Source organism: Microbacterium sp. NPDC088619, assembly GCF_044752825.1.
Classification (GTDB): domain Bacteria; phylum Actinomycetota; class Actinomycetes; order Actinomycetales; family Microbacteriaceae; genus Microbacterium.
Genome location: NZ_JBIVLZ010000001.1, coordinates 1315318 through 1338437, shown reverse-complemented (window position 1 = coordinate 1338437; position 23120 = coordinate 1315318). Strand labels below are relative to the sequence as shown.

Sequence of the window (23120 nt, the reverse complement as noted above, 5' to 3'; positions counted from 1 at the left end):
CCAGCCTAGTAGCCTTGTTAGATGCCTCTACAAATCCCGGATCCTGTTCTCGGCACCTGGGCGAAGGGTTTCCCTCCGCGATCCGCGGGGCTCCGACTCTCGGAGGTCGCCGGGGCGGGGCTGCATGTGTCCGACCTCGTGACTCCGGTGCTGACAGTCCATGAGGCCGCGCTCGCGCACAACGAATCGACCGTCTTCGCGTGGGCGGCGGAACAGGGCGTCCTCCTCGCTCCGCATGGCAAGACCACGATGGCGCCTGCGCTCTGGCAGCGGCTGCTCGATGCGGGGGCGTGGGGCATCTCGGTCGCGACGCCGTGGCAGGCCGAGGTCGCTGTCGGGGCAGGGGTCTCCACCGTGCTCATCGCGAACTCGGTCACCGATGGCGCCGCGGCACGTCATCTGGGGGAACTGCTCGCTGCGGATCGCGATCTCCGGATTCTGTGCTGGGCCGACTCCGTAGGCACCGTCGGCATCCTCGCAGACGCTCTCTCGGGCGCCGATCGCGAGCTCGACGTGCTCGTCGAGCTCGGTGGCAGGGGAGGCCGCACCGGTGCACGCAGCGTCGAGGAGGGCGAGCGCATCGCCCAGGCGATCCTCGCGGTACCCGGTCTCCGGCTCGCCGGCGTCACGGGGTACGAGGGTCCTTTCGGCCCCGACCGGGGAGACGAGTCGATCGCTGCGGTCGACGCGTACCTGTCGACGTTGGTCGAACTGCACCGGCGTCTCGCATACTCGCCCGGCGTGCGCCCCGTGCTCAGCGCAGGGGGCAGCGCGTTCCCCGACCGAGCGGCGGCGATACTGGCCCCGCACCGGGGCGATGCCGACATCGTGCTGCGGTCGGGGGCGTTCCAGATCCATGACGACGGCTTCTACTCGCGCATGTCGCCGTTCGGACCGTTGACATCCACGGAGCGGCTGCGGTCCGCCATGCACGCCTGGTCGCGTGTCGTATCCCAGCCCGAGGCGAGACTCGCGCTCCTGGACGCGGGGCGCCGCGACGTGCCGTTCGACCTCGACCTGCCCGTGCCCCAATCGGTCGGCGGGCGGATCACTGCGCTCAATGATCAGCACGCGTTCCTCGATCTCGCCGACGGGGCAGAGGTCGCGGTGGGCGACGTCGTGCGGCTCGGGCTGTCGCACCCGTGCACTGCCTTCGACAAGTGGCGTGTGGTGGCCGTGATCGACGACCCTGATGCCGCCGATCCGCGTGTGATCGGAGCGGTGGCGACATGCTTTTGAGCGCCGAGAAGCCCGTGCGGGTGTACCGAGGCGCCACGGTGGTCGACGGAACCGGCGCAGAGAGGTTCGTCGCCGATGTCGCCGTCGAGGGATCGCGGATCGTGGCAGTGATCCGCGAAGGCGACGGGACCGATCTGGAGCTGCCGGCGGATGCGGTGGAGATCATCGCCGCGGGGCGGGTTCTCGCGCCCGGCTTCATCGACATGCATGCGCACAGTGAGCTGGCCGTGCTGCAGGGCGCAGCGCACGACGCCAAGATCCTGCAGGGCGTAACGACGGAGGTGCTGGGCCAGGACGGACTCGGCTACGCGCCGCTCGACGATGCGACGGCAACCGTGATCCCCGCTCAGATCGCCGGCTGGAACGGCACGCCGTCCGACGTTCCATGGCGCACGATGGACGACCTCCTCGTTGCGATCGACAGGGTCTCGGTGGGCAACGCCGCCGTCCTGGTGCCGCAGGGCAACCTGCGGATGATGGTCGTGGGTCACGAGAACCGCGCGGCCACCCGCGAGGAGATCGCGGCGATGTCCGGCATTCTCGGCGAGGCCCTCGACGCGGGGGCGTTCGGAATGTCGAGCGGACTGACCTACACCCCGGGGATGTATGCCGACACCGCCGAGCTGGAGGCACTCTGCCGCGTCGTCGCAGAACGCGGTGGATACTGGGCGCCGCACACCCGGAGCTACGGCGGTGGAGCCCTGGACGCCTATCGTGAGGCCCTCGGCATCGGTCGCCGCACGGGGTGTCCGATCCATCTGACGCACGCGACGATGAACTTCGCACCGAACCGCGGGCGGGCGGCGGAGCTGCTGGCACTCGTCGACGAGGCACTCGAGGACGGCGTCGACGTCACTCTCGACACCTACCCCTATCTTCCCGGCGCCACGACCCTTGCGGCGCTGCTGCCGAGCAGGCTCGCAGAGAGCGGAGACCTGCTGGCGACCATCGCCGCTCTCGATGAGGGAGAGCGCGAGGCCTTGCGCGTCGAGCTCGAGGAGACCGGCTGCGACGGATTCCACGGTGAACGCGCAGACTGGTCGGCGATCCAGATCTCCGGCACCTCCTCGCCCGCGCTCGCAGACCTCGTAGGGCGCACCGTCGACGAGATCGCCTCGACGTCAGGCAGACGCGCCGTCGATGTCGTGCTGGACACGATTCTCGCGGACGGCGGTGCGACCGGCATCCTGATGCACATCGGCGATGAGGACAACGTCCGCGCGATCATGCGGCACCCGCGGCACTGTGGCGGCAGCGACGGCATCCTGATCGGTGCGCGACCTCATCCGCGGGGTCGGGGAACCTTCCCTCGCTATCTCGGGCGCTACGTGCGTGAGCTCGGGGTCCTCTCCCTCGAACAGGCCGTTCGGCATCTGTCCGGCACGCCGGCGATGCGGCTGGGCCTCGACCGCGGCGACGCACCTCGCGGCGTGATCCGCGAGGGCGCGACAGCCGATCTGGTGCTGTTCGATCCCGAGACCATCGCGGCGGGCGCGACGTTCGATGCACCCCACCGGGCACCGATCGGGATCGACGAGGTGCTCGTCGGCGGTGTGCCGGTGGTGATCGCGGGTCGCGTGTCCGGCGAGACACCCGGCGGTGCTCTGACGATGAGCCCCGCAGCGCATCGCGCGCCCCTCCCGGACATCCGCTCGGTGATCGACCCGGCCGCTGCACCCTTCGACTGGACGGCCCGCACGCCCGTCATCGCTCCTGCAGCACTCGCCGGGAGCGCGTCCCGTCTCGGCGGACCTCACGGGGGATCGGCTTCGACCCCCGCGATCACGCTGCGCATCGACGAGTCTCTCGCCGACGAGCCGTTCGCCCGAGAGCGGGTGGGCGACGAAGCCTTCCGGGTGACGGTCGCCGCCCAGGGGATCGACGTCACCGGTGCCGGCCCGGCAGGTGTGTTCCGAGGCGTCACCCTGCTGAGGCAGTTGCGCGAACCGGGCGCTGATCGAGCTCGGATCCCCGCGGGGGTCTGGGAGTCCGCGCCCGCCTACGCCTGGCGGGGAGTGATGCTCGACGTCGCACGGCACTTCCACCCCGTCGAGGATCTCGAGCGACTGGTCGATCTGATGGCCGACCATCACCTCACGCACCTGCACCTGCACCTCACCGACGATCAGGGTTGGCGCTTCGAGGTGCCGGGGTTCCCGCGTCTGACCGAAGTGGGCGCTCGCCGCGGGGAGACACAGCTGGGCCACGGGCCTCGGGCGACGGTCGAGGCGGGGCTGCACGAGGGGCACTACACAGACGCCCAACTGCGCGAGCTGGTCGCCTACGCGGCCGAGAGATTCGTGACGGTCGTGCCGGAGGTCGAGCTGCCAGGGCACATCCAGGCCGGGCTCGCCGCCTATCCCGAGCTCGGCAACACGGACGTGGGCGAGCCCGTCGTCGCACCGTGGTCGCGTTTCGGCGTGAACCCGCGGACGCTTGCGCCGACGGATGACGCTCTCGCCTTCGGACGAGCCGCGATCGACGCGCTCTGCGACCTCTTCGAGTCTCCGTGGATCGGCATCGGGGGTGACGAGGTCCCGGTGACGGAGTGGGCCGAGAGCGCGGTGGCGCGCGAGCGGATGCGCGAGCTCGGTCTCGCGACTCCGCATGACGTGCAGCCGTGGTTCACGAGTCAGTTCGTGGCGCACGTCCGCAGCCGCGGACGCACAGCCCTCGCCTGGGACGAGGTGCTCGAGGGCGAGGTCCCCGACGGGGTGCAGGTCCTCGCCTGGCGCGGCCCTGTCGCCATGCGGGAGGCGCTGCGGCGTGGCATTCCCGTGATCGCGTGTCCCGACCTCGAGGTGTATCTCGACTATCCCCAGTCGGAGTCGGGGGAGGAGCCGATCCGGGTGGGGCCGCCGCTGCCGATCGAGCGTGCATATGCGCTGCGCGTCGAGGACGGCGCGTCCGGTGGGCAGGCCAACGTGTGGACCGAGCACCTCCCGACGAGAGACCGAGTCGACTTCGCCATGTTCCCCCGTCTCGCGGCGATCGCCGAGCGGCTGTGGGATGGTGGCGATCCCCCCGCGTACGAGGGGTTCGCCCGCAGGCTCCCGACCCACCTCAGACGCCTCACCGCGTCGGGGGTGCGGTATCGTCCTCTCGACGGTCCGACGCCGGCGCAGAGGCGTCCTGGAGTGCCGGGGAAGCCTCTCACTCGAGAGGCGCGAGAGGAGATCGTGGCCGGCCTCGTGGAGGGCTTGACCGGGCCTCGCAGCACCCCAGACGGGGTACTCTCGGCATAATGTAACGTTTCCGTAACCCTCCCTGTGCTAACTGAGCCAGGGGTTGCGAAATTTTTGTTCGTAAGGTCTACTAACAAACATGTCCGTATCGGATGGATCGCGTCCTTCGACGTCGCCAGATTACGTCGCCGCGAGCGCACACGCCTTCGGCCCGGGGCGCCACCTGCGCTCGCGATCGAAGGTGCTCCCGGAGCACGCTCGCGGGCACAACCGTGCTCTCGTTCTCCAGACCCTCTATCACTCCGGCGCGATGAGCCGAGCGGATCTCTCGCGAGAGACCGGCCTGACACGGGTCACCATCTCGGACCTCGTCGCCGAGTTCATCGCCGACGGGATCGTCGTCGAGATGGGAGTCCGCGAGACGGTCGGACCGGGCAAGCCGCCGATCCTCATCGACATCGATCGCGTCGGCCATCAGATCATCGGGCTCGATCTCTCGGGTCCCCACGCGTTCGTGGGCGCTCTGCTCAGTCTCGACGGCGACGTGCTCGAGCGCCGCGAGGTGCCGCGCCCCGAGAGCGCAGACGGTGACGCCGCCTACGCCGCCACGCTCGAACTGGCGCGCGCGCTCGCCGAGACCGCCACCCAGCCCATCCTCGGCGTCGGAATTGGCAGCCCGGGTGTCGTGCGCCCCGACGGCGTCGTGCTCAGCTCGCCGAACCTCGGGTGGAGCAATCTGCCTCTCGAGGCGAAGCTCGGCATCGACCTCGACCTGCCGGTGCTGGTCCGCAACGACGCCAACGCCGCCGTGCTCGCCGAGTACACGTTCGGCGAGGCCAAGGCCGACTTCATGCTCATCAAGATCGGTCGAGGAGTCGGAGCCGGAGTCATCACCGGCAGCCAGCCGCTTCTCGGCAGCCGCTTCGCGGCGGGCGAGATCGGGCACGTCGTCGTCGGCACGGACGGCGGACCCCGCTGCGCGTGCGGCAAGGACGGATGCCTCGAAGCCTGGTTGAGCGAGACGAGACTCCGCCCGGCGATCGCTGCCGCTCCCGAGTCGCGAGACGAGATCCTCCGCGATGCCGGCACCCGCATGGGCATCGCGATTGCCCCGATCGTGGCGGCACTGGATCTGTCCGAAGTCGTGCTCTCGGGCCCGGAGGACCTGCTCGACGGAGTGCTGATCGACGCCGCTGTCGAGACCCTGCATGCGCGCACGCTCGAGGGCGTCTTCGAAGACGCGCTCATCCGACGCACCCACCAGGAAGACATCGTCCTGCGCGGCGCGGCCGTGATGGTGCTCTCCAGCCAGCTGGGTGTCTCGTGAGCCGCGCCCTCGTTCGCAAGAGCGCCCACGCCCCGGAGACGAGCAGGGGCTCCATCCGATGACGGATGCGATCGCGGTCGGCCTGTCCGGTCGACCCATTCGAGTGGGCCTGGATGTCGGCGGAACCAAGATCGACGCCGTAGCGGTGTCGCCGGACGGAGACCTCCTGGCGCGCCTGCGCCGACCGACGGGATGGGGCGAGGAGGCGGTCGTCGTCAGCATCCTCGACGCCGTCGACGCGCTCGCCGTCGAGGGAGGATTCGCCCGCTCCGCCGTCGAATCCGTGGGCGTCGGCATCCCCGGGCTGGTCGACGCGGATACCGGTCGAGTCCTGCATGCGGTGAACCTGGGCGTCGAGTCGCTGGATCTCGCCGGTCTCGCCGGCCGACAGCTGGGGATCCCGGTGCGCGTCGAGAACGACGTGAAGGCGGCAGCCCTCGGTGCTGCGGTGCTGCGTGGTATCGACGGCTCCATGGCCTACCTCAACCTCGGCACGGGTGTCGCCGCCGGCATCGTCGTCGACGGCACCATCTGGCGGGGCGCACGAGGAACCGCCGGCGAGGTCGGGCACCTCTCGGTCGACCCGAACGGCCGGCTGTGCGGCTGTGGACAGCGCGGATGCATCGAGACCTTCTGCGGCGGAGGTGCGCTCGCTCGTGCCTGGGATCGACCGGGTGCGCTGCCGGTGCGCGACATCCTCGACGCAGCCGATGCCGGAGACGAGCGCGCCGCAGGTCTGCGCGCCGACCTCTTCCACGGCGCGGCCGCAGCCGTGCGGGCACTGGTGCTCTCCGCAGACGTCGAACGCGTCATCATCGGCGGCGGGCTCACCTCGCTCGGAGACAGGCTCTACTCGGGCATCCGCAGCGCCCTGCAGACAGGTGCAGAGGCATCGCCCTTCATGCGTTCGCTGCACCTGGACGACAGGATCGAACTGCTTCCTTCCGGCTCTCCCGCTGCGGCCTTCGGGGCAGCGGTCGTCGGTGCAACCACACCCTCTAAGGAGATCGTTTCCCATGGCTGAAGTCGTCATCGTCGAGAACGCAGAAGCAGCAGGCGCACTGGTCGCCGCCGAGATCGTGGAGTTGATCGACGGGCGTCCGGATGCCGTGCTCGGCCTCGCCACCGGTTCGACGCCGCTCCCTGTGTACAAGGCGCTGCGCGAGAAGCTCGCGGGGCGCGACGTCTCGCAGGTGCGCGGGTTCGCTCTGGACGAGTACGTGGGGATCGATCCGGCTCACCCCGAGAGCTACCGTTCGGTCATCACCCGCGAGGTGGTGGAGCCCCTCGGACTCGACCCGCGACGGATCCATGTGCCCAACGGCGCGCAGGACACGATCCAGCACGCGGGTGACGACTACGAGACCGCCATCGAGGCGGCCGGCGGAGTGGATCTGCAGATCCTCGGAATCGGCACCGACGGACACATCGGCTTCAACGAGCCCGGCTCGTCCTTCGCCTCGCGCACGCGAGTGAAGACCCTCACCGAGCAGACCCGCGAGGACAACGCGCGTTTCTTCGACTCGATCGACGACGTACCGATGCACTGCATCACTCAGGGTCTGGGCACGATCCTGCGCGCTCGGCACCTCGTGCTGCTCGCCTTCGGCGAGGGCAAGGCTCAGGCGGTGGCGAACGCGGTCGAGGGGCCGCTGTCGGCCATCCTCCCCGGTTCCGCCATCCAGCTTCATCCGCACGCCACCGTCGTGGTCGACGAAGCCGCGGCATCGCGCCTCAGACTCGCCGACTACTACCGCTACACCTTCGCCAACAAGCCGAGCTGGCAGGGCATCTGATCCGAGCGGCTCTCAGGGGTTCGTCGGCTCTCAGGGGGGCGTCGCAGGCCAGGCGAGCGGCAGCAGGTGCTCGAGGCTGAGCGGCGCCAGGGGCAGCGTCTCGGCGTCGGTGGGCGTGATCCAGCGCAGCTCGGCGAGCTCGGCCTGCACCGTCACCTCAGCGGCGGCGATCGAGACCGAGAACGCATCGGCCACGACCCGGTGCCCGGGCTCGTTGGCCGCCTCGGAGACGAACGTGCCGAGGGGCTCGAGGTCGGCCTCGTCGAGTCGCAGACCGAGTTCTTCGTGCAGCTCGCGGATCAGCGTCTGCGACGGCGTCTCACCGGCTTCCGGTTTGCCGCCGGGCTGCATGAAGCGCGTCGTCCCCTGCTTGCGGACCACCAGCACCCTTCCGGCGTCATCGACGATGACCGCCGCACTGACGTGGATGTCAGGCATCGGGGGCGAACACCTTGCCGGGGTTCAGGATCCCGAGCGGGTCGAAGACCCGGGTGATCTGCCGCTGCAGCTCCCACTGGTCCTCTCCGAGTTCGGCGGCCAGCCAGCGGCTCTTCAGCGTTCCGATCCCGTGCTCGCCGGTCAGCGTGCCGCCGAGCGCGATCGCGGCCCGGAAGAGCTCGTCTGCGGCGGCCCAGACCTCCGCGGGGGGCTCGGTGCCCTCGAAGATGAAGTTCGGGTGCAGGTTGCCGTCGCCGGCGTGGGCCACGGTGGGAATGGTCATCGAGTAGGCCTTCTCGATGCGGGCGATCTCGTCGAACATCGCGGGCATCGCGCTGCGCGGCACGGACACGTCTTCGATGAGGGTCGTGCCGAGAGCGGACATCGCGGGGTGCATGGCACGGCGGATCGCCAGCAGACGCTCGCCTTCGTCTCGGTCGTGCGACACCTGAGTCGCACCGCGGTGAGCCGTCAGGATCTCCGCGATCGTCGTCGCCTCCGAGACGGCGGCCGGGCCATCCGTCTGAATCGTCAACTGAGCGCTTCCGGCCGCGGGGGAGGGCAGCTCCAGCAGGGCGGCGACTGCGGCCAGGCTGGCGGAGTCCATAAGCTCCATGATCGCCGGCTGTGCACCCGAGGCGGTGACGGCGGCGGATGCGGAAGCCGCTGCGCGCACGTCGGGGAAGATCGCCGTCACCGTGCACGTGGTTCCTTCGACCAACCGGCGAAGCTTCAGCGTGGCGCCGACGACCACGCCGAGAGTGCCTTCCGAGCCGATCACGAGCGACGTGAGGTCCAGCCCCGTGACGCCCTTGACGCTGCGATGGCCGAGGCGCATCAGGCGACCGTCTGCGAGCACCAGGTCGACCCCGAGGACCGCGTCCTTCACGACGCCGTACTTCGCGCACAGGAGCCCGCCTGCGCCGGTGGCGATGTTGCCGCCGACGGTCGAGATCGCACGGCTCGCGGGATCGGGGGCCCACCAGAGTCCATGCTCTGCCAGCAGGTCGTTGAGGTCGGCGTTGAGGATGCCGGGCTCGACGACGGCGAGCAGGTCGTCTGCCCGGATCTCGTGAACAGCGGTCATGCGGCGGGTGGAGAGGACGATCTCTCCTTCGCCGCCGTTCGCCGCACCGGCGAGACCCGTGCCGGCCCCGCGCACGACGACCGGGGTGCGGTGCTCAGTGGCGATGCGCATCACGGTCTGGACGTGCCCCACGGTCTCAGCGTGCACGACTGCGAGCGGGCGACCTGGAGCGGCGTGCCCTGACCGGTCGGCTCGGGCTTCTTCGAGGGTGGCGGTGGCGGTGTCGACGATGTCGCCGAGCGCAGCGACGAGCTGGTCGAGCGTGCTCATCGGATGCGACGCCGCCCGCTCATGACGCCGGCGCCGACAGCGACCACGGCGAATGCGGTGCCGATGATCGGCTGATCCATCAACCACCAGGCGATCGTGACTCCGACGTAGATCAGGAGCTCGACGATGACTCGCAGGAACGGGTGCAGACGCAGCACGGGCCGCGGGGAGAGGAAGAGAGCCCAGACCAGGATCACGACGATCGGAGCCCCGACCCCGAGGATCACGTTCCAGGGGAACGGCCATGTAGCGAATCCCCACAGTGCGAGCGTGCCCACGGCGACGATCAGGACCACCGATCGGACGATGTCGAGGGGAGTGATGCTCGGGCGGTCGACGCCGGGGACGGAGGCGGGATCCTGGGACATGGATCCAGTCTATTCGCCGCGGATGGCGGGTCAGAGCGCGGGGGCGGCCTCGTCCGCGGCGGGTGCCTCGACGGTGACCTGCTCCTCGGGTGCAGTCGTCTGCGCAGGCGCCGGCGTCTCGACCGGGGCCTCAGCTTCAGCCGGCGCCTCGGCGGGTGCCGGCGTCTCTGCCGGGGTCTCGACGGGTGCCGGTGCAGGTTCCTCTACAGGCGCCGTCGGATCCTCCACGGGCGCTGCCGGTTCTTCCACGGGCGCTGCCGGCTCTACCGGCGCTGCGGGCGCAGGGGACTCCTCGATCGGTGCGGGAACCTCGACCGGATCCGCTTCGCCGCCGTCCCCGTCGGGTGCCGCGTCGTCGGGTGCCAGCACGCAGAGCAAGCCGGGGTTGAACCCGTTGAGACCCCGGAGGGTGGTGGAGATCGTGGCACCGGACTGGTCACCCGCGATGTAGAAGAACTCGACAGGGGCGTCGGCGCAGATCTGCTGCAGCGACGGGCGCAGATCGATGACTCCGTATCCGAGGGACGGGTCGGCGTCTGATGCTTCGAGAGTCGTCGTGCCGTTGCCGCCCGTGCCTCCGCCGATGCGGGTGGTCACAACGGCCCCCGGAACGCCGGACACCGGGACGAGGTAGTGAGTCGTGACGATGTTGTCACCATCGAGCACGAACTGCACCGTGGCGTCCGAGAGCACAGGGGTGCCATCGGGAAGGCCCGGATCGACGGGGTCAACGGGGTCCACGGGGTCCACGGGGTCGACGGGATCGACGGGGTCCACGGGGTCCACGGGATCGACAGGGTCAACGGGGTCGACAGGATCCACGGGATCTACGGGATCGACGGGATCGACGGGATCGACGGGATCCACGGGATCCACGGGATCGACAGGATCTACGGGATCTACGGGATCCACGGGATCGACAGGGTCGACGGGATCGACCGGATCCACGGGGTCGACAGGATCCACGGGGTCGACAGGGTCGACAGGGTCGACCGGATCCACGGGATCGGTCGGGTCAGTGGGATCAGCTGGGTCCACCGGAGTAGTCGGGTCCGCGGGCGGCGCGGGCTTCACCGTCTCGACCGGAGAGGTGGGCGTCGTCACGGCAGGCGCCGTGTCCTCGGCAGGCTCGGAAGGAAGCGGAGCTTCGATGGGCGGCGCCTCAGGCGTCTTCTCCGTATCGGTGTCCGGGTCGGTCTCGGGTTCTTCTGCGGGCGGTGTCTTCTTGTCAGACATCGATTCGTCCGGCCCGACATCTGCGCTGATCGACGAGTCGCTGTCGCCGGCGCTCGGAAGCGATGCTGCCGGTGACGCGCCGGTGAGGCCGGGGATGATCGTGGCGGCCGCCACGACACCGGCGACGACCAGAGCCGCCGATCCAGCTCCGACGAGCGCACCGACGCCGCTGAAGATGCCGCCGCTGGCCATGCCGCCGGCTCCGCCACCTGCCGCACCGCCGCCACCTGCCGCACCGCCGCCGCCTGCCGCACCGCCGCCTGCTGCACCGCTCGAGGAGCCTGTCGATGCCGCCGTCGTGTGTCCTGCGACGACGATCGCACCCTCGGTGATTCCTGAGGGCATGGCTGCGAGCGCGACGATCGGAGCGCCGCCGCCCTGCAGGGTGGCGAGGTAACCTGCGGAACCGGTGACGCCGAGGACGAGCGGGAGCAGCACGAGAGCCAGACGCTTGGACACGTCCTTCGCCTCGGCGGCGACGATCATGCAGCGTGCGCACTCTTCGAGGTGCTGCTCGAGACGGTTGTGGTCGCGTGTGCCGAGGTTGCCTCGTGAGTAGGCGCCCAGATGCTCGATGGTCCACTGGCAGTCGGAGCCGGCGGCCGCGCTGCGGAGGTGAGCCTGGATCCAGGCCTCGCGAAGCCCTTCGCGCGCCCGGAAAGCGAGCTGCGAGACGGCACCGGCCTTCATGCCGAGAAGGGTCGCGGCCTCCTGCGGCTTCATCTGCTCGATCTCGGTGTACCAGAGCACCTCCTGCCAGCGGGAGGGGAGGCTGCGGAACGCCTGTGCCGTCAGACTGCGATCGAGCGCCTCGTTGGCCGCCTGGTCTGTGCTGTCGGGGTCGGCGACGCTGTCGAGCTCGTCGATCGCCGACTCGCGGCGAGAGCGGCCCCACGCGGCGGCGGTGTTGCGGATGCTCGTGAACAGGTACGCGCGGAAGGAGCCGTTGGGCCCGCCGCCTTTGATGATCGCCTGATAGATGCGGGTGTAGGACTCCTGCACGAGATCGTCCGGGTCGATCGACGACGTGATCGATCGGGCGACCGACATGCCGGAGGGATAGTGCCGCCTCCAGAGTTCGCCGAATGCCGCTGCGTCACCCGAGCGGGTGCGCAGGACGAGATCGGCGTCGGCGATCGTTCCCTCGTGCGAAGTGCTGTCCTGATCCACTGTCATCCATCTGTCGTGGAGGGCGAGTGCGCCTCCACATGAAGAGACGCGTGAACCCCATTTTCATCACGCGTCATCTCCATTCTCTCTCCAATCTCTCAGCCTTGCCACCCCTTCCGAGAAACTGGATGCAAATCTTCTTCTCGCGATAAACCCCTGATCAGGAGCAGATCGAGGGGATCCGGCGAAGAACCTCGAAAAAAATCTGGGAAATCGCGTAATGAATCGGCATCGCCTTCGTCTCATCACTAGAGACAAGCCATGGAGCTCCACCGGGGGGCGGAGCTCAGGCGCTGGTGCAAGGGGTAAGTGCACCGGCATGGCGGGTCGGGCACCTCGGGGGAGGAGCGCTCGGCCCGCCAGCTCTCGCACATGGGAGGGAAATGTGACGGGGCCGCCGATCTGGGGAACGGCGGCCCCGCACCCATTCAGGGGTCCGGCAGGAGAGCGCGTCGGCCACTCGATGAGCTATCGCATCCGACTGCGCGACATCGGGTTACGGGCGATCGCCCACCCATACGCGCACGACCTGCAGCTGCGCATCCAGAAGCACCGCGTCGCCGACGTATCCGACTGCGAGGCGGCCGAGTCGGTCTCCGTATCCGATGGCGTCCGCCGGAGTCTCGGTGAGCGCGCGCACCGCCTCAGCGAGCGGTGCCCCGGCGGCGATCGCCCTGCGCAGCGCGACGTCCTGAGTGAGCGTCGACCCTGCGATCGAGCCGGTGTCGTCAGCGCGTGCGATGCCGTCTTCGACCGTCACGCTCACCGCTCCCAGGTCATAGTGGCCGTCGGCGCTGCCCGCGGCGGCCATGGCGTCGGTGATGAGCGCCACGCGCCCCGGCGCCGAGTCGAACACGAGCTTGACCACGTGCGGATCGAGGTGGACGTCGTCGGCGATCACCTCGAGCACCACCCGGCGGTCGGCGGCTGCCGCCAGCACCGGCCCTGGTGCGCGATGGTGGATGCCGGGCATGGCGTTGAACGCGTGGGTCAGCACCGTCGCGCCTGCGTCGAAGGCGGCGATCGCCGTCGCGGCATCCGCGCTCGTGTGACCGACCGCGGCCACAGCCCCAGCATCGACGATCAGTCGGATCGCGTCGAGTCCGCCCGCGAGTTCTGGCGCGATCGTCACCTGTCTGATCGTGCCGCGGCCCGCGTCGAGCAGCCGGACGACATCGTCGTGGACCGGAGTGCGCAGCAGAGTCGGCTCGTGTGCTCCATGGTGCGCAGGGTCGAGGAAAGGGCCCTCCAGATGCGACCCGAGGATGTCGGCGTCCGTCTCCATCAGATCGGCGATCTCCGCCACGCGCTGTGCGAGGGCATCGAGCGGCGCCGTGACGAGCGAGATCACCGATCGTGTGGTGCCGTGAGCTCGGTGCAGGGCTCGCGCCGTGCGGATCGCCTCCACGCCGTCGTCGAACGAGGCGCCCGCGCCGCCGTGGCTGTGGATGTCGATGAACCCGGGGGCGAGCACGGCATCCGAACCGGCGACGACGCTCGCATCGACGACCTCGTCTGCCGTGCCCCACGTCTGCCCGGAGCCGACGGCGATGATGCGCCCGTCTTCGATCCGCACCCAGGAGTCCGCGACATCGGCCCCGTGGTCGATCAGTCGGGCCGAATGGATGACGAGCGACCCTGTCGCTGCGGAACCGGTTGTCATCGCTCGCTCCAGGGGATCTCGGGTGCGGGGTGGAAGTCGACGCCTTCAGCCTTCCACAGCGGTGCGAGTGCGCCGAGCCGCACACGGAACGACTCCCAGTCCCGACCGGCAGCGGTACGCGGCGACCAGGCGACCTCCGCCTGAGCGGCGGCCCGCGGGAACACCAGCTGCTCGACATCGCTCAGCGTGCGAGTGGTCTCGCTCCACAACGGCGCCTCGATGCCGAGGATCGCGGACTCCGGCACGTCGAGCACCGAGGTCGGCTCCCATTCGTAGGCGGTGCGGACATCGATGATCGCGGCCCAGGTCAGCCCGAGAGGGAAGTCCGCGGTGTACTTCATGTCGAGGTAGGCGACGTCGGCGGTCGACATGATGAGCGCTCCGCCCCGCTCGACGAAATGCGCGGCCTCCGCGGCATGCGAGCCCTCGGGCGTCGTCTTGCCCCAGTACTGACCGATCGTGCCCTCGGCGATGTTCTTCGCCGCACCGACCTCGTGCCACGCCAGCGGGATCTTGCCCTCCTCGAACACGATCGCCGTCGCGCGCTCGACGAAGTGGTCGAAGTCGGCCTGCGGGGTGCCGAGCGATTCGTCTCCGCCGATGTGGATGAACGGACCGGGCGTCATCTCGGCGAGTTCTCGTATCACGTCGCGCACGAACTCATACGTGCGCTCCTCATGGATCCGGACGCTCGAGTGCCCCACTCCCCATCCGAGGTAGGGCTCGCCGGCCGCGGGGAGCGGCTGACCGAGGCGCCCCGATTCGGCGATCAGCATGTCGTTCATCACGGGATCCTCGACGAGCTCGGGGTACGCGACGCCGATCGCGTGCGTGTGACCGGGAAGGTCGATCTCGGGGATGACGAGCATGTGCCGCTCGGCCGCATACGCCACGATCTCGCGATAGTCGTCCTTCGTGTAGAAGCCTCCGGGGTCGCCGAGCGAGGCGGTCGACGACGCCAGTTCGGTGAGCTTGGGCCAGGAGTCGATCTGGATGCGCCACCCCTGGTCGTCGCTGAGGTGCAGGTGCAGGTGGTTGAACTTGAGCGCGCTGGTGCTGTCGATGAACTTCTTGACCTCGGCGACGTCGAAGAAGTGGCGGGTGACGTCGAGCATGACGCCGCGGCGCTCGAATCGCGGTGCGTCCGTGACCTCGGCGTGCAGCAGTGCCCAGCCTTCGTCGTCTTCGCGGAGCAGCTGCAGCAGAGTCTGCACACCGTAGAACAGTCCGGCCTCGTCGCCGCCGACCACTTCGACGGAGTCGGCGACCCTGAGCGTGTAGCCCTCGGGCGCGGTGGCGGCATCGATGCGGAGCACGATCGCCGATCTCTCGTCTGCGGTGTCCGTGGAGTGGAGGAAGCGGATGCCGCTGCGCCGCTCGGCGGCATCGATCAGCTGGCGTGCGGCCGGGGAGTCGCCGATGACTCGCGTGCTCTCGGAGACGGTCAGCCGGCCATCGCCGACGATGGCGGAAGCGGGAAGAGGAACAAGGGGCATGGAATGGGGAAGGACCATGAACAAAACCTACCCTGCGCGGAGTCGGCAGCACAGGGAAATCCGCTATGCTGACTCACGTCGCGACTGGCGTCTGGGTGGACTACCACCGGGGAGCGACTGACCACGGAATTCGACCGCGCGCCTGGGCCGATAGGTATACCCCTTCGAATCCGTCGTCAGAGGAGCAAGTCATGACCGATCGTTACTTCAACGCCCCGCTCGCCGAGGTCGACCCCGAGATCGCACAGGTCCTCGACCGCGAGCTCGCTCGCCAGCAGACGTTCCTCGAGATGATCGCATCCGAGAACTTCGTCCCCGTCTCGGTCCTGCAGGCGCAGGGCTCCGTGCTCACGAACAAGTACGCAGAGGGCTACCCCGGCCGCCGCTACTACGGTGGCTGCGAAGAGGTCGACGTCGCTGAAGAGCTCGCGATCCAGCGCGCGAAGGACCTCTTCGGCTCGGAGTTCGCCAACGTCCAGCCGCACTCGGGCGCATCGGCCAACGCCGCAGTCCTGCACGCGATCGCCCGCCCCGGCGACACGCTGCTCGGCCTCGCCCTCGACCAGGGCGGTCACCTGACCCACGGCATGAAGATCAACTTCTCGGGCCGTCTCTACGACATCGTCGCCTACGGCGTCGACCCCGAGACCTCGACGATCGACATGGACGAGGTGCGTCGCCTCGCCATCGAGCACAAGCCCAAGGTCATCATCGCCGGCTGGTCGGCGTACCCCCGCACGCTCGACTTCGCCGCCTTCCGCGCGATCGCCGACGAGGTCGGCGCCCTCCTCTGGGTCGACATGGCGCACTTCGCCGGCCTCGTCGCCGCGGGCCTGCACCCGAACCCGGTGCCGCACGCACACGTCGTCTCGTCGACTGTGCACAAGACGATCGGCGGCCCCCGCTCGGGATTCATCCTGACGAACGACCCCGACCTCGCGAAGAAGATCAACACGGCCGTGTTCCCCGGGCAGCAGGGAGGCCCGCTCATGCACGTCATCGCCGCCAAGGCGACCGCGTTCAAGCTCGCGGGCACCCCCGAGTTCAAGGAGCGCCAGGAGCGCACACTGCGCGGCGCATCGATCCTCGCCGAGCGTCTCTCGCAGCAGGACGTGAAGGATGCCGGCATCGGAGTGCGCTCCGGCGGCACCGACGTGCACCTGGTGCTGGTGGACCTTCGTGACGCCGAGATCGACGGCAAGCAGGCCGAAGACCTGCTGCACGAGATCCACATCACCGTGAACCGCAACGCGGTGCCTAACGACCCGCGTCCGCCCATGGTGACCTCGGGTCTGCGCATCGGCACGCCCGCGCTCGCGACCCGCGGTTTCGGCGACGCCGAGTTCACCGAGGTCGCCGACGTGATCGCGCTCGCACTCCTTCCCGGTGCCGATGTCGAGGCTCTCCGCGCTCGCGTCGACGCGCTCGCCGCAGGCTTCCCGCTCTACCCGGAACTGCAGCAGTGACCGCGAAGGTCCTCGACGGCAAGGCGGCGTCCGCCGCGATCAAGGCCGAGCTCACCGAGCGGGTCGCCGCGCTGAAAGCGAAGGGCGTCGTGCCCGGCATCGCGACCGTGCTCGTCGGCGCCGACCCGGCATCCCAGCTCTACGTCGGCATGAAGCACCGTCAGTCCGAGGCGATCGGGATGAATTCGATCCAGCGCGAGTTGCCGGCCGACGCCACGCAGGCCGACGTCGAAGCGCTGATCGACGAGCTCAACGCCGACCCGGAGTGCCACGGCTACATCGTGCAGCTGCCGCTGCCGAAGCACATCGACACCGACGCGATCCTCGAGCGGATCGACCCGGCGAAGGATGCCGACGGCCTGCACCCGACCAACCTCGGCCGGCTTGTGCTCAACGTCAACAACCCGATCCACACACCGCTGCCGTGCACACCGCGAGGCGTGATCGAGCTGCTGCTGCGCAACGACTACGACCTCAAGGGCAAGCATGTGGTGGTCGTCGGGCGAGGCGTGACCATCGGTCGCTCCATCGGACTGCTGCTGACGAGGCGCGACCTGAACGCGACGGTGACTCTGACGCACACCGGCACGGTCGACATGCCACGCTACCTGCGGGAGGCCGATGTCATCGTCGCGGCTGCGGGTGTGAAGCACCTCATCCGCGCTGAGGACGTCAAGCCCGGCGCCGCCGTGCTCGACGTGGGCGTAACGCGCGAGACCGACCCCGAAACCGGCAAGAACCTGGTCTTCGGCGATGTGCACCCCGATGTGGCCGAGGTCGCGGGCTGGGTGTCGCCGAATCCCGGTGGCGTCGGGCCTATGACCGTCGCGCTGCTCATGACCAACGTCGTCGAGGCGGCCGAACGCCTCGTCTGACTCTCGTCGGTCCCGATCTGCGCATCCGGTCCCGATCCGCTGACTTCGCCCTCTGATCCGCACGCGGATCGGGACGGGGCCCGCAGATCGGGGCCGTCTGCGTTCAGCCGAGTTCGTCGAGCATCCGTCGCTGCTCGGCTGTCAGGCCGTCGTGGAGCTCCGCGCGCGCCTCGGCGGTGGCCGGTGCGGTGGGGGAGGCTGAGGCCGCCGGAGCGGGCGCGGACTTCTTGCCCGACACCCTGCCCTGCACGGCGTCGTACAGCTCGCTCGCCTTCGCGCGGAGCCTGTCGTCGACCTGGTCGTAGATCATCCAGCCGAACAGCAGGAACAGCGGGGGAAGCGCGTAGCTCCAGAAGCCGGAGGCGCGGACGCCGCTCAGCCACACGACGGCCACCCAGATGAGGAGCTCGACGAGGTAGACGAGAACGTACTGCACGACCTTCTCTCCGGTCTTGGTGCGGTCGGCTGCGGACTTGGCGGCGGCCTTGCGGAACGCCCCGGTGAGCAGTGGCTTCACGAAGAGTGCCGCGAGAGTCAGGACCACCGCGGCCCAGAGCGCGTGGAACCCGACCGAGACCCCGGCGGACAGCAGCCCGATGAGCAGCAGGACTGCGACGTTGAACACGTAGAGCGCGGCGAACCGGACGATTCCGTTCTTCATGCGACCAGAATTCCACACTCTCGGATGCCGTGGCATCTCGAAGGTGCAGGACGGATCAGCGGGCGGGGAAGGCGCGCTCGACCGCGTCCACCACCGCGCCGTAGACCGAGTCCCACGGAACGAGCGGGGGCGTCACGCCGGCGAGTTCGAGGCTCACGGCGCCGTGCACCTGCGCCCAGACGGTGAGGGCGGCGGCCGGAACGTCCGACTCGTCGACGCGTGCCGCGAGTGCGCGCATCAGTGGAGCCATCGCCGTGCTCATGGTCGCATCGTCGGGTCGGCAGTCCTCGGTCGCGACCCCGCCGCCGAACATCAGGCGGTAGAGGGCGGGGTTGGCCATCGCCCACGACCGATAGGCGAGACCGAGCGCGCGCAGTCCCTGGGATTCGGATGCGGCCTGCGCCTCGCCGAACGAGGCGAAGCCGTGCTCGATGACGGCGACGAGCAGTTCGGTCTTTCCTCCGAACAGAGCGTAGACGGCCGAGGTCGAGGTGCCGGCATTCTGCGCGATGTCGCGCAGGCTGATCCGCTCAGGCCCCTTGTCATCGACCATCTCCGCTGTCGCGAAGAGCAGGCGATCACGCAGAGCGACATCGTACAGAGGAGGTCTTGCCATGCGTTCGATCGTACCGTAACGTTGTTGCATAACGCAGTTACATAACAACGTTCCAAAGAGTGGCGCATGTCTCAGCAGGTCTTCCCCGGTCGATTCACCGCGGCCCCCGACCGCTCGGACGTGACGGTCTTCCTGATCGGGATGCGCGCCAACCGCTGGTGGCAGCTCGGCAAGGTGTGGTGGACCGCCAGCAAGATGCCCCCGATGCTGCAGCACCTCGCGACCCATCCGGACGCGGGGATGCTCGGCGCACACAGCTGGTTCGGTCGCACGACGATCCTGCTGTCGTATTGGGAGAGCCCGGAGCACCTGCAGCGATTCGCCGCCGACCGCGATGCTCCGCATCTGCAGCCTTGGCGCGACTTCATGCGGTCGCTGCAGGGCACGGGGAGCGTGGGCGTCTGGCACGAGACCTACCAGGTGCCCGTCTCCGACCTCGAAGCCGTGTACGTCGACATGCCGGTGTTCGGGCTCGCGGCGGCCACCGCCCATGTGCCGGTCGGCTCCGGAACGAAGACAGCGCGCCAGCGGCTGGGCCGATGACGCGCTGTCCTCTGCGAGGGTCAGGGCTGCGGGTGCAGGCTGCTCTCGATGTTCGTGATGCGTGCCTGCTCGTCGAAGCGGAACGTCGCAGTGCCTGTCGCATCGGCGACAGTGGCACCTGAGAAGGACTCGTCGGTCCAGGTGAGATTCCACCCGGCGAGGCGAGCGGCATCCCACACGGCCGTGCGGGCATCGGGCAGAGCCACGGTCGAGAGGATGCGAGGGAGGACGATCGCCGCGGAGGCGACCGTGAGCGGCGGGAGCGGGGCGTCGAGCAGGAACACCGCGTAGGTGCCCCCGCCGACCGGAGCGAGGTAGTAGGGGGCGCGGCCGGTGAGCTCGACGGCCACGGCGCCGACGGTATGAGCGGCGGCAGTGATCCACTCGGCGTCTCCGGCGGAGTCGGCGGGGAAGGGGAGCTCGGTCTCGCTCAGCTCGACGATGCCGTGCTCGGTTCCGTAGTCGCGCAACTGGGCTGCGACACCGGCCGGGTCGCCCTGCGGGTGTGCCCACGCCCAGAGCAGCGAGCGAGGCCCCGGGGCGATCGTCGCGACGAGGTGGGCGCGAGCGACGAGCTGGCGGGTGCTGTCGGCGTTCGACGTGAACGTCAGCGTACCCGCCGCCATGTCGGCATCCCAGCGGTTGTCGCCGAGGTCCTCGAGGGCGGTGGCCAGGGAATCCTGACGAAGGGCGGAGAACAGTGCAGCACGGTCTGCGAGCGGCTGGAGCGCGGCGAAGGTCATGCCCACAGTCTCGCCCGAATTGCTATGAATCCGCCAACTCCTCGTGGGCGGAAAGGGCACCTGCCGGCCGCCCCATGTGCCAGACGCTCGGCACGATCAGCGTCGCGACGGCGATCGACGCATAGAGGATCGCCGAGGTGACGAGCACCGTCTCGACGTCGCTGTGGGTGATCAGCCAGCCGTACACGAGGGTGCCGATCGGCATCACGACGTAGCTGCCGAGCATGTCGTAGCTCGAGACGCGCGAGAGCTTGTCACCGGGGATGTTCTCCATCATCGCGAGATTCCAGCCGGTGCTGAAGAGCTCGACGCCGGCACCGGCGATGAACGCGGCGATCGCCAGGAGGACCACGGCCGGGTGCACTCCGAGAACGGTCAACGGGATCGCGAACGCGGCCATGCCGATCATGCCGTAGCGCAGCGGTCGCTTCAGGGGCAGCCACATCAGAATCAGGGTCATCAGCAGGATGCCGACGCCTTCGGCGCTGACGACCCACCCCCAGCCTGCGATGCCGAGTCGTTCGTCGTTCTTCGCGATGTACGGCCCGACGACGCCCCAGGCGCCGATGTGGATCGCGTTCATCACCATGAATGCGATCACGATGACCCAGAGCCACGTGCGGCTCCAGAACTCCTGCCAGCCGACGCGGAGATCGTGGAACATCGTGGTCCCGCCGCCGTGGTCGGGTGGGGGCAGTCGCACCATCGCGAGGACCGGGATCGCGATGACCCAGCCGATCGCCTGCACGACCATCGCCCAGGCGGGGCCGGCAGTGGCGACCACGATGCCCGCGATGATCGGCCCGCCGATCGTCGTCGCCGAGCGCACGAAAGAGAGCATCGCGTTGGCCTGCTGGAGGTGCTCTGCGGAGGCCAACTGCGGGATGATCCCCTGCATCGCAGGCAGCACGAACGCGGTGGATGCTCCGTTCACGACCGACAGCAGGGCCAGCAGCGGAACAGTGGCCGTGCCGGTGAACAGGAGCGCGGCCATCGCTCCGACCGTGACGATGTCGATGACGTAGCAGGACTGGATGATCAGCGCTCGGGGGAGGCGGTCGGCGATGACGCCGCCGAACAGCAGGAACACGATGTTGCTGATCGTGAAGGCGGCGAGCACCAGCGACAGCGATCGTGCGTCGTTGTCGATCTCGAGCACCGCGAAGGCAAGGGCGATCGACGACATCGAGCCGGCGATGAGGGTGATCGCACGGGCCAGGAAGAACCAGCGGAACCCCTTGTCGTGCATGGCCGCGAGGGCGCGGATCATGTCGGCGCCTCGCTTCTCTGCATCCGTCAATCCTGCCACGCCCGGCGGGGCGGTCTCAGGCGTCAGTAGCTGGCGCGGGACGTGTCGTCGGATGCCGGGATGAAGCGGGCGGCGAGAGCCTCGGATGCTCGTGCGAGCATCGCCACGTCGGCACCGACGGCCACGAAATCGGCACCGGCCGCGATGTAGGAATCGGCAGCGGCGGGGTCGAAGGCGTTGACGCCCACGGGTACCCCGGCACTCCTGACCGCAGCGAAGACCCGCTCCACGGCGGCGACCACCTCGGGGTGCCTCTGCTGGCCGAGGAGCCCCATCGACGCAGAGAGGTCCGACGGACCGACGAAGACGGCATCCACTCCGGCGACCGACGCGATCCCGGCGGCGGCTTCGACCCCGGCCGTCGTCTCGATCTGCACCGTGAGCGACGTGTGCCGGGCAGAGTCCTGCAGGTAGCCGTCGACGCGGTTCCAGCGGGCGCTGCGTGCGAGTGCGCTGCCGACTCCCCGCACGCCCTCCGGCGGGTAGCGCGTCGCCGCGACGGCGGCACGTGCCCCGTCGACCGACGACACCATCGGCACGATGATGTTCTGTGCGCCGAGGTCGAGGACCTGCTTGATCGCCACCGTGTCGTTGGACGGCACGCGCACGACCGGGGCGATCGGGTACGCGGCGACGACCTGCAGCTGCAGCAACGTCGACTCGAGCGTGTTCGCCGAGTGCTCCATGTCGATCAGCAACCAGTCGAGACCGGATCCCGCTGCCACCTCGGTGACGAGCGGGCTGCCGGAGCAGGCCCACATGCCGATCAGCGACCGGTCGGATGCGCCGAGCTGCTCGCGGAACGACGGGCTCAGATGAAGCGGCATGCGATCGTTCCCATCGGTCCGTAGTCGCACAGCACCTGATCGCCGCGCGACACCCACATCGGGCGTGTGAACGATCCTGCCAGGATGATCTCCCCGGCCTCGAGACGCGCGCCGTGCTGGTGGAACTTGTTCGCGAGCCAGGCGACACCGGTGGCCGGATGGCCGAGCACGCCGGCCGCGACGCCGGTCTCCTCGATCTCGCCGTTGCGCGAGAGCACACCGGGCACCCAGCGCAGATCGATCTCGTCAGGCCGCTTGTGCACGGTGCCGAGCACCATCGCACCGTAGGCGGCGTTGTCGCTGATCGTGTCGACGATCGTGCGCCCCTCGAGCTCGATGTGAGAGTTGAGCACCTCGAGCGCCGGAACTGCGTAGTCGATCGCCGCGAGGGCGTCGTCGAGCGTGCAGTCGGGGCCCTCGAGCGGACGCTTGAGCACGAACGCGAGCTCGACCTCGATGCGCACGTTCGAGAAATGGTCGACGGGGATCTCGGCGCCCGACTCGTAGACGGTGTCATCGAACATCACGCCGTAGTCGGGCTCGGTGATCCCCGTGGCCTGCTGCATCGCCTTGGATGTCAGACCGATCTTCCGACCCACGAGGCGACGACCGGCGGCGATCTGCGAGTCGCGCCACATGCCCTGGATCGCATAGGAGTCCTCGACCGTCGCCTCCGGATACCGCGCCGTGATGCGCGGGATCACGGAGTGGTTCCGGTCTGCCTCGGCGAGTTCAGCGGCGATCTGCTCGATGGTGTCTGCTGACAGCATCCGTGTCTCCTCCCTGTCTCAACCTGCGTGCGAAT

The 23120-nt window shown here is 69.0% G+C and carries 20 protein-coding genes and 1 riboswitch; of the genes, 8 read left to right on the top strand and 12 right to left on the bottom strand.

The annotated features are described in order from the left end of the window. Positions 1 to 21 precede the first annotated feature (21 nt). The 5 genes from ACIP5T_RS06735 (at position 22) to nagB (ending at position 7547) form a co-directional block, all read left to right on the top strand. Positions 22 to 1239 carry an amino acid deaminase gene (locus tag ACIP5T_RS06735; RefSeq protein ID WP_400861721.1) on the top strand — a complete coding sequence of 406 codons (1218 nt, stop codon included), beginning with the start codon at positions 22 to 24 and terminating at the stop codon, positions 1237 to 1239. Further along, on the top strand, positions 1230 to 4484 hold the full coding sequence (locus ACIP5T_RS06730) for a family 20 glycosylhydrolase (RefSeq protein WP_400861720.1): 3255 nt from the start codon (positions 1230 to 1232) through the stop codon (positions 4482 to 4484). Before ACIP5T_RS06735 ends, ACIP5T_RS06730 begins: the two co-directional genes overlap by 10 nt. 79 nt (positions 4485 to 4563) lie before the next feature. Then, positions 4564 to 5751, top strand: a complete 1188-nt coding sequence (locus tag ACIP5T_RS06725) for an ROK family transcriptional regulator (RefSeq protein ID WP_042539314.1) — start codon at positions 4564 to 4566, stop codon at positions 5749 to 5751. Between the two features lie 58 nt (positions 5752 to 5809). Then, positions 5810 to 6775 (top strand): ROK family protein, encoded by a 966-nt coding sequence (locus ACIP5T_RS06720; RefSeq protein ID WP_400861718.1) that lies wholly within the window; start codon positions 5810 to 5812, stop codon positions 6773 to 6775. Further along, positions 6768 to 7547 carry a glucosamine-6-phosphate deaminase gene (gene nagB / locus ACIP5T_RS06715; RefSeq protein WP_400861716.1) on the top strand — a complete coding sequence of 260 codons (780 nt, stop codon included), beginning with the start codon at positions 6768 to 6770 and terminating at the stop codon, positions 7545 to 7547. Before ACIP5T_RS06720 ends, nagB begins: the two co-directional genes overlap by 8 nt. Positions 7548 to 7577: 30 nt before the next feature. Here the strand turns inward: nagB and ACIP5T_RS06710 are convergent, their stop codons facing one another. The 6 genes from ACIP5T_RS06710 to ACIP5T_RS06685 form a co-directional block, all read right to left on the bottom strand. Continuing rightward, positions 7578 to 7985, bottom strand: coding sequence for an NUDIX domain-containing protein (locus ACIP5T_RS06710; RefSeq protein WP_400861714.1), 408 nt, complete (start codon positions 7983 to 7985; stop codon positions 7578 to 7580). Next, positions 7978 to 9342, bottom strand: a complete 1365-nt coding sequence (locus tag ACIP5T_RS06705; RefSeq protein ID WP_400861712.1) for an FAD-binding oxidoreductase — start codon at positions 9340 to 9342, stop codon at positions 7978 to 7980. The genes ACIP5T_RS06710 and ACIP5T_RS06705 overlap by 8 nt, the downstream gene beginning before the upstream one ends. Next, positions 9339 to 9710, bottom strand: a complete 372-nt coding sequence (locus ACIP5T_RS06700; RefSeq protein ID WP_400861711.1) for a YrdB family protein — start codon at positions 9708 to 9710, stop codon at positions 9339 to 9341. The genes ACIP5T_RS06705 and ACIP5T_RS06700 overlap by 4 nt, the downstream gene beginning before the upstream one ends. Positions 9711 to 9740: 30 nt before the next feature. Beyond that, positions 9741 to 12122 (bottom strand): sigma-70 family RNA polymerase sigma factor, encoded by a 2382-nt coding sequence (locus tag ACIP5T_RS06695; protein ID WP_400861709.1) that lies wholly within the window; start codon positions 12120 to 12122, stop codon positions 9741 to 9743. 490 nt (positions 12123 to 12612) lie between these two features. Next, entirely contained in the window at positions 12613 to 13779 is a 1167-nt protein-coding gene (gene nagA, locus ACIP5T_RS06690) for an N-acetylglucosamine-6-phosphate deacetylase (protein ID WP_400861707.1), read from the bottom strand. After that, positions 13776 to 15293: a beta-N-acetylhexosaminidase gene (locus tag ACIP5T_RS06685; RefSeq protein WP_400861705.1), complete on the bottom strand. Its 1518-nt coding sequence runs from the start codon at positions 15291 to 15293 to the stop codon at positions 13776 to 13778. Before ACIP5T_RS06685 ends, nagA begins: the two co-directional genes overlap by 4 nt. A 52-nt stretch (positions 15294 to 15345) precedes the next feature. Beyond that, positions 15346 to 15430: riboswitch (ZMP/ZTP riboswitch) on the top strand. Positions 15431 to 15466: 36 nt separating this feature from the next. Here ACIP5T_RS06685 and glyA point away from each other — a divergent pair. Together glyA and ACIP5T_RS06675 are read left to right on the top strand one after the other, a co-directional pair. Then, a complete protein-coding gene (glyA, locus tag ACIP5T_RS06680; RefSeq protein ID WP_400861702.1) occupies positions 15467 to 16741 on the top strand; it encodes a serine hydroxymethyltransferase in 1275 nt (424 codons plus the stop codon). Continuing rightward, positions 16738 to 17616 carry a bifunctional methylenetetrahydrofolate dehydrogenase/methenyltetrahydrofolate cyclohydrolase gene (locus tag ACIP5T_RS06675; protein ID WP_400861700.1) on the top strand — a complete coding sequence of 293 codons (879 nt, stop codon included), beginning with the start codon at positions 16738 to 16740 and terminating at the stop codon, positions 17614 to 17616. The genes glyA and ACIP5T_RS06675 overlap by 4 nt, the downstream gene beginning before the upstream one ends. A gap of 103 nt (positions 17617 to 17719) precedes the next feature. Here ACIP5T_RS06675 and ACIP5T_RS06670 read toward each other — a convergent pair whose 3' ends face one another. Together ACIP5T_RS06670 and ACIP5T_RS06665 are read right to left on the bottom strand one after the other, a co-directional pair. Further along, positions 17720 to 18277 (bottom strand): hypothetical protein, encoded by a 558-nt coding sequence (locus ACIP5T_RS06670; protein ID WP_400861699.1) that lies wholly within the window; start codon positions 18275 to 18277, stop codon positions 17720 to 17722. A gap of 55 nt (positions 18278 to 18332) precedes the next feature. Further along, the gene (locus ACIP5T_RS06665) at positions 18333 to 18893 is read right to left on the bottom strand and encodes a TetR/AcrR family transcriptional regulator (RefSeq protein WP_400861698.1); all 561 of its coding nucleotides are present in this window, start codon (positions 18891 to 18893) and stop codon (positions 18333 to 18335) included. Between the two features lie 66 nt (positions 18894 to 18959). On the opposite strand from ACIP5T_RS06665, the gene ACIP5T_RS06660 reads away from it, so the two are divergent. Next, positions 18960 to 19436: a DUF4188 domain-containing protein gene (locus tag ACIP5T_RS06660; RefSeq protein ID WP_400861697.1), complete on the top strand. Its 477-nt coding sequence runs from the start codon at positions 18960 to 18962 to the stop codon at positions 19434 to 19436. A 20-nt stretch (positions 19437 to 19456) separates the two neighbouring features. Here the strand turns inward: ACIP5T_RS06660 and ACIP5T_RS06655 are convergent, their stop codons facing one another. From ACIP5T_RS06655 to ACIP5T_RS06640, 4 genes are all read right to left on the bottom strand, one after another. Continuing rightward, positions 19457 to 20179, bottom strand: coding sequence for a DUF6882 domain-containing protein (locus ACIP5T_RS06655; RefSeq protein ID WP_400861696.1), 723 nt, complete (start codon positions 20177 to 20179; stop codon positions 19457 to 19459). Positions 20180 to 20201: 22 nt separating this feature from the next. Then, positions 20202 to 21449 (bottom strand): MFS transporter, encoded by a 1248-nt coding sequence (locus tag ACIP5T_RS06650; protein ID WP_400861694.1) that lies wholly within the window; start codon positions 21447 to 21449, stop codon positions 20202 to 20204. Between the two features lie 62 nt (positions 21450 to 21511). Then, positions 21512 to 22315, bottom strand: a complete 804-nt coding sequence (locus ACIP5T_RS06645) for an HpcH/HpaI aldolase/citrate lyase family protein (protein ID WP_400861692.1) — start codon at positions 22313 to 22315, stop codon at positions 21512 to 21514. Beyond that, the gene (locus tag ACIP5T_RS06640; protein ID WP_400861690.1) at positions 22300 to 23085 is read right to left on the bottom strand and encodes a fumarylacetoacetate hydrolase family protein; all 786 of its coding nucleotides are present in this window, start codon (positions 23083 to 23085) and stop codon (positions 22300 to 22302) included. The genes ACIP5T_RS06645 and ACIP5T_RS06640 overlap by 16 nt, the downstream gene beginning before the upstream one ends. Between the last annotated feature and the right edge of the window lie 35 nt (positions 23086 to 23120).

Bases quoted from the DNA above. Each gene is read 5' to 3' on its own strand.
- ACIP5T_RS06695 (WP_400861709.1), bottom strand. From the start codon at position 12,122: ATGACAGTGGATCAGGACAGCACTTCGCACGAGGGAACGATCGCCGAC.
- ACIP5T_RS06670 (WP_400861699.1), bottom strand. From the start codon at position 18,277: ATGAAGAACGGAATCGTCCGGTTCGCCGCGCTCTACGTGTTCAACGTC.
- ACIP5T_RS06725 (WP_042539314.1), top strand. From the start codon at position 4,564: ATGTCCGTATCGGATGGATCGCGTCCTTCGACGTCGCCAGATTACGTC.
- ACIP5T_RS06700 (WP_400861711.1), bottom strand. From the start codon at position 9,710: ATGTCCCAGGATCCCGCCTCCGTCCCCGGCGTCGACCGCCCGAGCATC.
- ACIP5T_RS06705 (WP_400861712.1), bottom strand. From the start codon at position 9,342: ATGAGCACGCTCGACCAGCTCGTCGCTGCGCTCGGCGACATCGTCGAC.
- ACIP5T_RS06720 (WP_400861718.1), top strand. From the start codon at position 5,810: ATGACGGATGCGATCGCGGTCGGCCTGTCCGGTCGACCCATTCGAGTG.
- ACIP5T_RS06735 (WP_400861721.1), top strand. From the start codon at position 22: ATGCCTCTACAAATCCCGGATCCTGTTCTCGGCACCTGGGCGAAGGGT.
- ACIP5T_RS06685 (WP_400861705.1), bottom strand. From the start codon at position 15,293: ATGGTCCTTCCCCATTCCATGCCCCTTGTTCCTCTTCCCGCTTCCGCC.
- ACIP5T_RS06650 (WP_400861694.1), bottom strand. From the start codon at position 21,449: ATGATCCGCGCCCTCGCGGCCATGCACGACAAGGGGTTCCGCTGGTTC.
- ACIP5T_RS06660 (WP_400861697.1), top strand. From the start codon at position 18,960: ATGTCTCAGCAGGTCTTCCCCGGTCGATTCACCGCGGCCCCCGACCGC.
- nagB (WP_400861716.1), top strand. From the start codon at position 6,768: ATGGCTGAAGTCGTCATCGTCGAGAACGCAGAAGCAGCAGGCGCACTG.
- ACIP5T_RS06665 (WP_400861698.1), bottom strand. From the start codon at position 18,893: ATGGCAAGACCTCCTCTGTACGATGTCGCTCTGCGTGATCGCCTGCTC.
- ACIP5T_RS06730 (WP_400861720.1), top strand. From the start codon at position 1,230: ATGCTTTTGAGCGCCGAGAAGCCCGTGCGGGTGTACCGAGGCGCCACG.
- ACIP5T_RS06655 (WP_400861696.1), bottom strand. From the start codon at position 20,179: ATGACCTTCGCCGCGCTCCAGCCGCTCGCAGACCGTGCTGCACTGTTC.
- ACIP5T_RS06645 (WP_400861692.1), bottom strand. From the start codon at position 22,315: ATGCCGCTTCATCTGAGCCCGTCGTTCCGCGAGCAGCTCGGCGCATCC.
- ACIP5T_RS06640 (WP_400861690.1), bottom strand. From the start codon at position 23,085: ATGCTGTCAGCAGACACCATCGAGCAGATCGCCGCTGAACTCGCCGAG.
- glyA (WP_400861702.1), top strand. From the start codon at position 15,467: ATGACCGATCGTTACTTCAACGCCCCGCTCGCCGAGGTCGACCCCGAG.
- ACIP5T_RS06710 (WP_400861714.1), bottom strand. From the start codon at position 7,985: ATGCCTGACATCCACGTCAGTGCGGCGGTCATCGTCGATGACGCCGGA.
- nagA (WP_400861707.1), bottom strand. From the start codon at position 13,779: ATGACAACCGGTTCCGCAGCGACAGGGTCGCTCGTCATCCATTCGGCC.